The sequence below is a fragment of the Micromonospora sp. NPDC049366 genome (genome assembly GCF_044466625.1).
Taxonomy (GTDB): domain Bacteria; phylum Actinomycetota; class Actinomycetes; order Mycobacteriales; family Micromonosporaceae; genus Micromonospora.
In genome coordinates, this window is the sequence record NZ_JBITMV010000008.1 from 74,087 (window position 1) to 86,259 (window position 12,173).

Below are 12,173 nucleotides of genomic sequence, written 5' to 3' on the forward strand. Positions count from 1 at the left end.
GGCGCACCACGACGGGAGAGACGATTGACTATCAGGGTGAACCGCAGGACCGCGCTCGGGTTGGGCACGGTGGCCACCGCCGGCACCGTCCTCGGCACCGCCGCCCCGGCGTCCGCCGAGGCCGAGGTGCCCGCCGCCACCCCGGAGCAGGTGGCCCGCCGGGTGGCCCGGGTCTACGAGCGGGAGACCACGCGGGCCGGCGGCAACTGGCAGGCGTACGTCAGTGTGGCCGGCAGCGCCGGCGGCGACCCCGTGGTGGCCGTGGCGGACGATCCCGACCTGCGGATCGAGGCGTACAGCGTCAACAAGATCGCGGTCGCCACCGCCGTGCTCGACAAGGTCGACCGGGGCCTGCTCACGCTGGACCAGCGGGTCGACGTGACCGCCGCGATCGTGGTGCCCGGTGGCGACGGCATCTTCAGCCTCGACAACGCCTACCCCAGCTCGGTCACGCTCGGGCACGCGCTCGCGGCGTTGCTGACCGTCTCCGACGACACCGCCGTACGCCTCTGCGGCCTGGTCTGCCCGGCCGCCGAGCTGAACGCCATTCTGGTCGCCAAGGACTTCCCGAACACGCAGGTGGAGCCGGTGGCCAACCCCAACCGGTTCTTCCTCGGCACCAGCACCCCCCGGGAGACCCACGAGCTGCTGCGCGCCCTGGTGGCCGGCACGCTGCTCTCCCCCGCCTCCACCGCGTTCCTGCTCGACCTGCTGCGCTCCCCGATCGCGTTCACCGACGGGATCCGGCGGGAGATGTCGTCCGCCGAGCGCGCCCGGGTCGCCACGAAGGCGGGCTGGTTCGGCACCGCCCGGCACGAGGCCGGCATCGTCTTCGACCCGGCGGGCGCGCCGCTGCTCACGTACGCGCTCTTCGCCGACGGCCAGGCCGACCCGGACAACTTCGGCGCCACCCATCCGGCGGTGCAGGCCCGGGCCCGCCTCGGCCGGGTCTTCCTGGACGCCACGTCCCGCCTGGCCGGCGCGGGTGCCCGCCACCGGCTGACCCGGCAGCGGCCCAGCAACGGGGGCTGACCCGGGCCGGCCCCGCCGATCGGGCCTCTCACCGCCGCCGCGCGCCGGGTTCCCCGGAGCGCGGCGGCGCCCGGTGACTACGGTGTATGCGGGACGAGCCGGAGGGACCACGATGCGCGGATCAGCGGAACGACCGGATCAGGACCGGCGCCTCGGCCGGCGTCTCGGTGGGTTGGCCGGCGTGGCCGCGCTCGCCGGGCTGGCCTGGGTGGCCCGCGACATACCGCTGGCGCTGGGCGGCCGGCTGGTCGGGCGTCGCGCCGAGCGGGCGGCCCGGTCGCCGCAGTTCCGCGACGGCACCTTCCACAACGTCGCCGGCGTCCGGTCCACCCTCGCCGAGCCGGGGCGCAACCTGGCCTGGGAGCTGCTCTTCGGCAAGCAGAAGCGCCGCCCGGGCAGCCCGGTGCCGCTGCTGCGGCCGACCGGGACGCCCCCCGAGGTCGACCCGGCCCGGGAACTCAACATCGTCTGGTACGGCCACGCCTCGGCGCTGGTCGAGATCGAGGGTCGCCGGGTGCTGCTCGACCCGGTGTGGAGTGAGCGCTGCTCGCCGTCCGCGCTGGTCGGCCCCCGCCGGCTGCACGAGCCGCCGGTGCGCCTCGACGAACTGCCGCCGCTGGACGCGATCCTGATCTCCCACGACCACTACGACCACCTCGACCTGCCCACCGTGCGGGCCCTGCTGGACGGCCAGTCCGCCCCGTTCGTGGTGCCGCTGGGTGTCGGCGCGCACCTCGACCGCTGGGGTGTGCCCGAGGAGCGGATCGTCGAGCTGGACTGGTCGGAGAGCCACCGGGTGGCCGGGCTGGAGCTGATCGCGACCGCCGCGCAGCACTTCTCCGGTCGCGGGCTGCGCCGCGACGGCACACTGTGGAGCTCCTGGGTCATCGCCGGTGCCCACCGCAAGGTCTTCTACACCGGCGACTCCGGCTACTTCGCCGGCTACTCGGCCATCGGCGCCGAGCACGGGCCCTTCGACGTGACGTTGATGCAGATCGGAGCGTACGACCGGGCCTGGCCGAGCATCCACATGTACCCGGAGGAGGCGGTCACCGCCCACCTCGACCTGCGTGGCGCTCTGCTCGTCCCGGTGCACTGGGCGACGTTCAACCTGGCCCTGCACGACTGGGCGGAGCCGGTGGACCGGCTCTGGGCCGAGGCGAAGGCCCGGGACGTGCGGATCGCCGTACCCCGGCCGGGCGAACGGGTCGTCGTGGACGACCCGCCGGCGGTCGACGGCTGGTGGCAGTCGGTGGCCTGAGACCGGCGCGGGGCCCGCGGACGAGGGCGTCGGCGGGCTGTCAGAGGACGAACGCGTCCGTCCAGAGCGCGCCGGACCGACCGGAGAGCGCGTCCAGCAGGGCCACCGCCTGGCCGTCGGTGAGCTGCGCGACGAAGTCGATGATCGCCCGCCCGCGGGCCCGACCGATCCGGTCCGGCGTGCGGGGATGCAGTTCCGCCTCGGCCAGCTCGACCAGGTCGTGCAGCCGCCGCGGCAGCCGGGACTCCTCCTCCGGGTCGAGCAGCCACTCCCAGAGCGCCTCCACCAGGGTGCCCAGCAGACGGGCCTGCCCACGCTGGTGCAGGGCGAGGTCGGGGCGGGCCAGCACGAACCGGTGGTGCACGAACTTGAGCACCTGCACCTCGTGCCACTGCGCCGGCGCGAGCAGCACGTAGCCGGAGCGCACCGACGGGTGCGCGGTCACGGTGACCGCCTCGACGAACCGGGTGGACCAGCGCGCGGAGAACCGGGCCACGTACTGCTCGGCCTCGATCGAGCCGTCGAACGGCACGGCGAGCAGCCCCTCGGCCAGCTCGGCCCGGACGTGCTCGACGGCGGCGGCGAAGGCGTCGTCGTCGGCGACCCAGGCGTCCTTGCGGTGCAGCTGCCGGCGCAGCCGTTCGATCGCGGCGCCGGGCCGGCGGGCCGCGGTGTCCAACGCGCGGTCGGTGACCGCCCGGAACTGGCCGGCCTCCCGCTGCCACGCGGTCAGCTCGGCGGAGACCGCGCCCTGCTGGAGCACCCCCACCCGGTAGAAGTCCTCCACGTCGTGGATCGCGTACGCGATGTCGTCGGCGGTGTCCATCACCGACGCCTCGACGGTCTGCTGCCAGTCGGGGATGCGGCCGGCGAACGGCTCCCGGGCCTGCCGCAGGTCGTCGATCTCCGTGCGGTACGCCCCGAACTTCGACGAGCCGCTCTCCGGGTCGTCGGGCGGCACGCTCGCCCCGCGCGGCGGCGGGTCCAGCAGCCGTGGGTGCGGGTCCGGATGGTCGAGCCGCGTCCACGGATACTTGAGCATCGCCGCCCGTACCGCCGCGGTGAGGTCCAGGCCGGTGGTGGCCGCACCGCGGATCTCGGTGCTGGTGACGATCCGGTACGACTGCGCGTTGCCCTCGAACCCGTCGGGCAGGCCGAGCCGCTGCCGGGCCAGCCGGTCCAGCACCCGCTCACCCAGGTGCCCGAAGGGCGGGTGGCCGAGGTCGTGGGCGAGCGCGGCGGCCTCCACCACGTCCGGGTCGCAGCCGCCGAGGGAGTCCAGCAGCGCGCGCCGGTCCTCGTCGGCGATGAGCCGCTCGGCGATCGCCCGGGCCACCTGGGCGACCTTCAGGCTGTGGGTGAGCCGGTTGTGCACCAGCAGGCCGGACCCGACCGGGCTGATCACCTGGGTGACCCCGCCGAGCCGGGCGAAGAACGGCGAGCCCACGATCCGGTCCCGGTCGGAGCGGAACGGGTCGGCCGCGAGGTCGCCGAGCGTGCGGGCGCTGCCGCCGAAGAGCCGCCGGACACGCGGCTCCACAGGTGGTTCCATGATCGCCACGCTAACCCGGCACAATGCTCGGCGGAAACCACTCCCGAAGGCGGATCGAGATCGTGACCCTCTCTGTTCATCAGCGCATCGCCGAGGAGCTCGGCGTGGCCGAGCGGCAGGTGCGGGCTGCCGTAGAGCTGCTCGACGGCGGCGCCACCGTGCCGTTCATCGCCCGCTACCGCAAGGAGGCCACCGGCCTGCTCGACGACACCCAGCTGCGCACCCTGGAGGAGCGGCTGCGCTACCTGCGCGAGCTGGACGAGCGCCGGGCCGCGGTGCTGGAGTCGATCCGGAGCCAGGGCAAGCTGGACGAGGCCCTCGAAGCCCAGATCATGGCGGCCGACTCGAAGTCGCGGCTGGAGGACATCTACCTGCCGTACAAGCCGAAGCGGCGCACCCGCGCGCAGATCGCCCGGGAGGCCGGGCTGGAGCCGCTCGCCGACACGCTGCTCGCCGACCCGGGGCAGGACCCGCGTACGGTCGCCGCGGGCTACGTGGACGCGGAGAAGGGCGTCGCCGACGCCGCGGCCGCGCTCGACGGCGCCCGGGCGATCCTCATCGAACGCTTCGGCGAGGACGCCGACCTGATCGGCACGCTGCGCGAGCAGATGTGGTCGCGCGGCCGGCTGGTGTCGCGGGTACGCGACGGGCAGGAGTCGGCCGGCGCCAAGTTCGCCGACTACTTCGACTTCGCCGAGCCGTACACGAAGCTGCCCTCGCACCGCATCCTCGCGATGTTCCGGGGCGAGAAGGAGGGCGTGCTCGACCTGACCATGGAGCCGGACGAGGCCGGCGAGGCCGACGCCGTCCCGACCGGTCCGAGCCGCTACGAGGCGGCGATCGCCGGGCGGTTCGGCATCAGCGACCAGGGGCGGCCGGGCGACCGGTGGCTGACCGACACGGTCCGCTGGGCGTGGCGCACCCGCATCCTCATCCACCTCGGCGCGGACCTGCGGATGCGGCTCTGGCAGGCCGCCGAGGAGGAGGCGGTACGCGTCTTCGCCACGAACCTGCGCGACCTGCTGCTCGCCGCACCCGCCGGCGCCCGACCCACCATGGGCCTCGACCCGGGTCTGCGTACCGGGGTGAAGGTGGCCGTGGTGGACGCCACCGGCAAGGTCGTCGCCACCGACACCATCTACCCGCACGAGCCACGCCGGCAGTGGGACGCCTCCATCGAGACCCTCGCGCGACTCGCCGGGGCGCACGCCGTGGAGCTGGTGGCGATCGGCAACGGCACCGCCTCCCGGGAGACGGACAAGCTCGCCGGTGACCTGATCAAGCGGTTCCCGCAGCTCAACCTCACCAAGGTCGTGGTCTCCGAGGCCGGCGCGTCGGTCTACTCGGCCTCCGCGTACGCCGCCCAGGAGCTGCCCGGCCTGGACGTCTCGCTGCGCGGCGCGGTCTCCATCGCCCGACGCCTGCAGGACCCGCTCGCCGAGCTCGTCAAGATCGACCCGCGGTCGATCGGGGTCGGCCAGTACCAGCACGACCTGTCGGAGGTGAAGCTCTCGCGGTCGCTGGACGCGGTGGTCGAGGACTGCGTCAACGGCGTCGGGGTCGACGTGAACACCGCGTCCGCTCCCCTGCTCACCCGGGTCTCCGGCATCGGTGCCGGGCTGGCCGAGAACATCGTGCTGCACCGGGACGCCAACGGGCCGTTCCGCTCCCGGGCGGAGCTGAAGAAGGTCGCTCGGCTCGGCCCGAAGGCGTTCGAACAGTGCGCCGGCTTCCTGCGCATCCCCGACGGCGACGACCCGCTGGACTCGTCCAGCGTGCACCCCGAGGCGTACCCCGTGGTCCGCCGGATCCTGGCCACCACCGGGCAGGACCTGCGGTCGCTCATCGGCAAGTCGACGATCCTGCGCGGGCTGAAGGCCACCGACTTCGTGGACGAGACGTTCGGGCTGCCGACGGTCACCGACATCCTCGCCGAACTGGAGAAGCCGGGCCGCGACCCGCGACCCGAGTTCCGCACCGCCACCTTCGTCGAGGGCGTCGAGAAGATCTCCGACCTGACGCCGGGCATGGTGCTGGAGGGCGTGGTCACCAACGTCGCCGCCTTCGGCGCGTTCGTCGACGTGGGCGTCCACCAGGACGGCCTGGTGCACGTGTCGGCGATGTCCCGGACCTTCGTCAAGGACCCGCGGGAGGTCGTCAAGTCGGGCGACGTGGTGAAGGTCAAGGTGCTCGACGTCGACGTGCCCCGCAAGCGCATCTCGCTGACCCTGCGGCTGGAGGACGAGCCCGGCGCCGAGACCACCGGTCGCGGTGGCCCGGCTCGCGGCGGCCGAGGCGACACCGGCGGGCGCGGCGACGCCGCCGGTCAGGCCGGTCGTGGCCAGAGCGGTGGGGGTCAGGGCGGCGGTCCGCGCGGCAGCGGTCGTGGCGGTCAGGGCGGCGGCGGCCAGGGCGGCAGCGGTCGTGGCGGCCAGGGCGGCGGTGATCGGGGCGGATCCCGGCAGGGCCGTGGCGCGGCGGCGGCGCCGGCCAACAGCGCCATGGCGGACGCCCTGCGTCGCGCCGGTCTGGCCTGACCGAAGCCGGCTTGGGCCGAGCTGGGCTGGCTGGGCCGGCGGCCTGGGCTGGGCTGGCCTGGCTGGGCTGGCCTGGCTGGCCTGGCCCGCGGGCCTGAGCTGGGCCCGCGGGCCTGGCCGGACCAGGCGGATAGAGGTGCGCTCCCTGTCGAGCTGCCCCAGATATGGGGCAGCTCGACAGGGAGCCGACTACTGACGACGCGCACCGCAGCAACTTCATGATCTTCGCCGCGACAGGCAGAGCCGCCTTCCCCGCGGCCGCCGGATCGCGGGGCCTCGCGGGATCGCGGAGGTGGCCGCAGTACCACCACGTGCGTCTCCACAGCTCAACGTCGTGGCTCGGCCGCACCGCCCGGCGGCACCGGGAGCGTCATCAGCGCCGAGCACTCTGCCCTGGCGGCCAAGCAGCCAACAGCCAGGCAGCCAGGCGACCCGGCGGGCGGCGGGCGGCGGGCGGCGGGCGGCGGGGCGTACCGTCGGGGCGTGCGTGCGGACGACGGCCTGGACTGGCGCGAACGGCAGCGGCGGGCGGTGCTCGCCCACGCGGAGGCCGACGCCCGGCGACGAGCGGCCGAGCACGCGCAGGCCGCCGAGATCGTGGCCTGGTTCGTGGCCGAGGCCGACCGCCGAGGGCTGCGCCCGACCCGGCTGACCGCACGGTCCTACGACGGGCGAGGTCGGTACCGGACGCGGCTCAGCGGATGGTACGTGGACCAGGCCCGAAGCCGAGCCGTCGACGTCGATGGCCGGTGGTACCTGCTGACCGCCTCCGGCGGTCTACGTGCCCGCTTGCTCGGTGCGGAGCTCGAGCCGAGCGCGGCACCGCTGATCGTGGGCGAAGGCGGCCGGGACGGGGAGTCGATCCCGCTGCGGGTCCTGCTCACCCGGCGACTCGACGCCGGCAACGACGTCTAGGGCCAACCCAACCCCACCGTGCCGCCGACCTGACGCCGCCCGAGCCACGACGCTCGGGACGCGCGCTGTCCATCGCCCGACCGGCGGGCAGTGACCTCGGCCGTCCGGCCTTCGCGGCTCTACCGCTCGGTCCGCAGATCATCCGACCGCACACGAGGCGGCGGCGAAGCCGTGTCCAGCTGAGGAGTTTGCTGGTTGATCGGGGCGAAGCAGCCCGAGTGTCACCATTCGGCGCTGGTGCGACGTCTGTTCCTGATAAGAACTAATTTGCCCTGTTTGTCGCATTCCCCGGAGGTCGAAGCGGTGCCGGTACCTGGTGGTCTTGTGAACGCCTCCGATCGACCCGTTCCGCCGGCCCGCTCCGATCGGGGCAAGCGGATCATCGACGCGACGCTGGCCGGAATCCTGCTGGTGCTCCTCGCCCCGATAGTCGCGGCGGTGGCGGTGCTGGTCGCCGTGGGGCTCGGTCGCCCGGTGCTGTTCCGTCAGTGCCGAAGCGGCCTGCACGGCGTGCCGTTCGAGGTGGTGAAGTTCCGGACCATGCGCCCGCCGGACCCGAGCCGCGGCCTGGTTGGCGACGGCGACCGGCTCACTCCGCTGGGACGCTGGTTGCGGGCCACCAGCCTGGACGAACTGCCGACGCTGTGGAACGTCCTGCGCGGCGACATGAGCCTGGTCGGGCCGCGGCCGCTGCTGCCGGAGTACCTCGAGCGCTACTCGCCGTGGCAGGCCCGCCGTCACGAGGTGCGGCCGGGCGTCACCGGGCTGGCCCAGGTCCGCGGCCGCAACAGTCTGAGCTGGGAGGAGAAGCTCGACTACGACGTGGAGTACGTCGACACGCGCTGCCTTCGGCTCGATCTCTCGATCCTCGTCGCGACCGTGCGCACGGTGCTGCGCCGCGAGGGAATCACGGCCGCGGGAGCCGCGACCGCCCCGGAGTTCCTCGGCACGCCCCATCGCCCGGCGCCGCCGCAGCGCGACCGGACAACGGTATGACGAGCCGAGGAACTGACCCGATGACCGAGCCGATCCTGCTCTCGCCGCCCGACGTCGGACCGCTCGAGGAGTCGTACCTGATCGCCGCCCTGCGCTCCGGCTGGGTCGCGCCGGCGGGCCCGGACCTTCAGGCGTTCGAACGCGACATCGCCGAACGCATCGGCACCGGCGGCGCCGTTGCCGTCAGCTCAGGTACGGCGGCCCTGCACCTCGCGCTGCTCGGCGTCGGCGTACAGCCCGGTGACGTGGTCCTCGTACCCACCCTGACGTTCGTCGCCACGGCGAACGCGGTGCGGTACATCGGTGCACGCGCGGTCTTCGTCGACTGCGATCCGCAGACCGGAAACGTCGACGTCGGCCTGGTCGCCGACCTGATCGGACGACTGCGCGCCCGTGGCGAGCGGATCGGCGCCGTCGTCCCGGTGGACATGTTCGGCAGCTGCGCCGACTACGACGCGCTGGTCCCGCTCTGCGCCGACGCCGGAATCCCGCTGGTGGAGGACGCGGCGGAGGCCCTGGGGGCGACCCACCGGGGTCGCCCCGCCGGCTCCTTCGGCGCGGTCGCGGCGCTCTCCTTCAACGGCAACAAGATCATGACCACCTCCGGTGGCGGGATGCTCGTCTCCGACGATCCGGCGCTGCTCGCCCGGGCACGACACCTCTCCACCCAGGCACGGGAGCCCACGCCGCACTACGAGCACCGGGAGACCGGCTACAACTACCGACTCAGCAACCTCCTCGCCGCCCTCGGCCGGGCCCAGCTCGTCCGGTTGGACGGGATGATCGCCCGACGCCGCCAGCTCCGCGACCGCTACGCCAAGCTGTTCGCCCCGGTCCCGGGGGTCCGGCTGCTCGGGGCGGAGGACGCCGAGTCGAACTGCTGGCTGACGGTCGTCACGGTCGAGCAGCGGCGCAGCGGCTGGCGGGCCGCGGACCTGGCCGCGCACCTGAGGGAACGGAACATCGAGACTCGCCCGGTCTGGAAACCGATGCACCTGCAACCCGTGCACGACGGCGCCGAGAGCGCGCTCACCGGCGCGGCGGAACGGCTCTTCGCCGACGGACTCACCCTGCCCAGCGGGAGCGCCCTGACCGAGCCTCAGATCGGCCGGGTGCTCGCCGCGATCGACGAGTTCCTCACCGTACGGACCGGAGGATCGACGGCGTGACGACCGGACTCGTGGTGATCGGCTGCGGCGGGCACGGGCGGGAGGTGCTGACCATCGCGCGGGCGATGAACGACGCCGCCCTGCTGCCGACGTGGCGGCTGCTCGGGGTCGTCGACGACCGGCCGACCGAGGTGAACCTCAAGCGGTTGCAGCAGCTCGACGTGCCGTTCCTCGGTGACATCGCCTGGCTGCGCGACGCACCGCCGGAGGTTCAGCACGTCATCGGCATCGGTGACCCTCGGGTGCGCCGGGCGGTGGCCCGCCGACTCGACGGGTACCGGACGCCGGCCGCGAGCCTCGTGCACCCCGACGCCACGATCGGGTCGGACACCCGCTACGGGCCGGGATTCGTGGCCTTCGCCGGAGCGCGGGTCACCACGAACGTCACGATCGGCCGGCACGTACACCTCAACCAGAACGCGACGGTCGGCCACGACAGCACCCTCGCCGACTTCGTCGGGGTCAACCCGCTCGCCGCCGTGTCCGGTGACTGCCACTTGGGCGAGGGCGTCCTGATCGGGACCACGGCCGCGGTGCTGCAGGGCCTGCGGGTCGGGCGGGACAGCACGGTCGGTGCCGGCGCCTGCGTCGTGCGCGACGTGCCGGAGCAGGCCGTCGTGAAGGGCGTGCCGGCCCGCTGACATCGTCACGGCAGATTGGGATATTCGACTCATGCCAGCCGAATTCACCCAAACATGCAGCCATAGCCTGTAACAAGGACAAAGGTTATAAAGCTTCTCCTGCCCTACGGGCGGAAGCGGTCGGCAGACGAACAGGGAGCCACCCACATGCCGCAGGAAACAGAGAGCAGCGTGCAGACAGATCGCCGGACCCGTCGGGCCCGGGCACGTCGCCGCGCCGTCGGGTTCCTCACCACGGACACCACCGCATGGGTCGGTGGCTTCGTCGCGGCCGCCTGGACCCGGTACGAGTTTCAACCACCCCCGGGTCAGCTCGGCCGGGCGGCGGCGATCGGCGCCGTCGCCGCGGTCGTGCACGTGGCCGTGGCGGCGCTGCGCCGGCTCTACTCCGGACGACACCCCCTGGGCAGCCTCCAGGAGGTCCAGGGCGTCGCCGGGACGGCAATCGCCACCGCAGCCATCGTGCTGCTCGGTCTCCTGCCCTCGCACGACCGGCCGGTGCCCGCGAGCACCCCGCTGGTCGGCGGCGCCCTCGCCCTGCTGTTCATGCTCGGCGCCCGGTTCGCGTACCGGCACCGGCGCGACCTCGCCATGCGGCCGGACGTGCGGTCGTCGACGCCGGTGCTGCTGTTCGGCATGGGCGATGCCGGGCAGGGACTGCTCCGGGCGATGCTCAGCGACCCGCGCGGCCGCTACCTGCCGGTCGGTGCGCTCGACGACGACCCGGACAAGCACGACCTGCGCATCCGCGGGGTGCGGGTGCTCGGCGGTCGACGGGACGTCGCCGCCGCGGTGCGGCGTACCGGCGCAACCACCGTCATCTTCTCCGTGGCGAACGCCGAGGCCGCGCTCATCCGGGAGATCCGCGAGGCCACACTCCAGATCGGCGCGGCGTTCAAGGTGCTGCCACCGGTACGAGACCTGGTGGACCACCGGATCACCGTCACGGACGTACGCGACGTGCAGATCAGCGACCTCCTCGGCCGCCGGCAGGTGGTCAGCGACCTGCCGCTGCGCGGCAACAGCCTGACCGGGCGACGAATCCTGGTGACCGGGGCCGGCGGCTCGATCGGCTCGGAGCTGTGCCGCCAGGTGATGAAGGCCGACCCGGGCGAGCTGATGATGCTGGACCGCGACGAGTCCGCGCTGCACAGTCTCCAGATGTCGCTCGCGGGACGGGCCATGCTGGACGGCCCGGAGCTGATCCTCGCCGACCTGCGCGACGACGAGGGCATCCGGCGGATCATCCGGGAACGGCGGCCGGAGATCATCTTCCACGCCGCGGCGCTCAAGCACCTGACGCTGTTGCAGCGCCACCCCGGCGAGGCCGTCATGACGAACGTCTGGGGCACGCTGTCGGTGCTGGACGCCTGCCAGGACGTGGCCAAGTTCGTGAACATCTCCACCGACAAGGCGGCCGACCCGATCAGCGTGCTCGGCTACTCGAAGCGGATCACCGAGCGGTTGACCGCCCACGCCGCGTCCCGGTTCCCGGGGACCTTCCTCAGCGTGCGATTCGGCAACGTGTTGAGCAGCCGCGGCTCCGTCGTCACGGCGTTCCAGCGGCAGATCGAGGCCGGCAAGCCGCTGACCGTCACGCACCCGGAGGTCACCCGCTATCTGATGACCGTTCAGGAGGCCGTGCACCTGGTGCTCCAGGCCGCCGAGATCGGGCGGGACGGTGAGGCACTGGTGCTCGACATGGGTGAGCCGGTGCGCATCGCCGACCTGGCCAAGCAGATGGCCGAGCACGCCTCAAGCTCGGTGCCGATCGTCTACACCGGGCTGCGCCCCGGCGAGAAGCTGCACGAGGACCTGCTCGGGACCGGAGAGGTCGACACCCGGCCGTTCCACCCGCTGGTGTCGCACGTGGCCGTTCCCGCGCTGGACCCGATGGAGGTGAGCGGGCTCGACCCGTACGCCGAACCTGCGAAGGTGGTCGAGCAACTCGCGCTCCTCTGCGCCCAGCCAGTCCTCCCGGTGGTGGACGACCCGCTGGGTGTGCCGTTGTCGTCGCACTGAATCTGCCGGCTCCGCTTCAAGCGCGGAGGAGTCGGATCGGGGGTGGCA

General features: G+C 73.2%; 9 protein-coding genes. 8 read left to right on the top strand and 1 reads right to left on the bottom strand.

The window, feature by feature from the left end; translation table 11 throughout:
- Positions 1 to 36: 36 nt before the first annotated feature.
- Positions 37 to 1,032 (top strand): serine hydrolase, encoded by a 996-nt coding sequence (locus ACIBTV_RS13590; protein ID WP_396704571.1) that lies wholly within the window; start codon positions 37 to 39, stop codon positions 1,030 to 1,032.
- A gap of 112 nt (positions 1,033 to 1,144) precedes the next feature.
- Positions 1,145 to 2,293 carry an MBL fold metallo-hydrolase gene (locus tag ACIBTV_RS13595; RefSeq protein WP_396704573.1) on the top strand — a complete coding sequence of 383 codons (1,149 nt, stop codon included), beginning with the start codon at positions 1,145 to 1,147 and terminating at the stop codon, positions 2,291 to 2,293.
- Positions 2,294 to 2,333: 40 nt separating this feature from the next.
- On the opposite strand, the gene ACIBTV_RS13600 is transcribed toward ACIBTV_RS13595, so the two are convergent.
- Positions 2,334 to 3,845, bottom strand: coding sequence for a deoxyguanosinetriphosphate triphosphohydrolase family protein (locus tag ACIBTV_RS13600; protein ID WP_396704575.1), 1,512 nt, complete (start codon positions 3,843 to 3,845; stop codon positions 2,334 to 2,336).
- 62 nt (positions 3,846 to 3,907) lie between these two features.
- On the opposite strand from ACIBTV_RS13600, the gene ACIBTV_RS13605 reads away from it, so the two are divergent.
- From ACIBTV_RS13605 to ACIBTV_RS13630, 6 genes are all read left to right on the top strand, one after another.
- Positions 3,908 to 6,382, top strand: a complete 2,475-nt coding sequence (locus ACIBTV_RS13605; RefSeq protein ID WP_396704577.1) for a Tex family protein — start codon at positions 3,908 to 3,910, stop codon at positions 6,380 to 6,382.
- A gap of 483 nt (positions 6,383 to 6,865) precedes the next feature.
- Entirely contained in the window at positions 6,866 to 7,297 is a 432-nt protein-coding gene (locus ACIBTV_RS13610; protein ID WP_396704579.1) for a hypothetical protein, read from the top strand.
- A gap of 195 nt (positions 7,298 to 7,492) precedes the next feature.
- Positions 7,493 to 8,293 carry a sugar transferase gene (locus ACIBTV_RS13615; RefSeq protein ID WP_396704581.1) on the top strand — a complete coding sequence of 267 codons (801 nt, stop codon included), beginning with the start codon at positions 7,493 to 7,495 and terminating at the stop codon, positions 8,291 to 8,293.
- A 20-nt stretch (positions 8,294 to 8,313) separates the two neighbouring features.
- On the top strand, positions 8,314 to 9,462 hold the full coding sequence (locus tag ACIBTV_RS13620; RefSeq protein WP_396704582.1) for a DegT/DnrJ/EryC1/StrS family aminotransferase: 1,149 nt from the start codon (positions 8,314 to 8,316) through the stop codon (positions 9,460 to 9,462).
- The gene (locus ACIBTV_RS13625) at positions 9,459 to 10,103 is read left to right on the top strand and encodes a NeuD/PglB/VioB family sugar acetyltransferase (RefSeq protein WP_396704584.1); all 645 of its coding nucleotides are present in this window, start codon (positions 9,459 to 9,461) and stop codon (positions 10,101 to 10,103) included. The genes ACIBTV_RS13620 and ACIBTV_RS13625 overlap by 4 nt, the downstream gene beginning before the upstream one ends.
- Positions 10,104 to 10,250: 147 nt before the next feature.
- Entirely contained in the window at positions 10,251 to 12,125 is a 1,875-nt protein-coding gene (locus tag ACIBTV_RS13630; RefSeq protein ID WP_396704586.1) for a polysaccharide biosynthesis protein, read from the top strand.
- Positions 12,126 to 12,173: the final 48 nt, after the last annotated feature.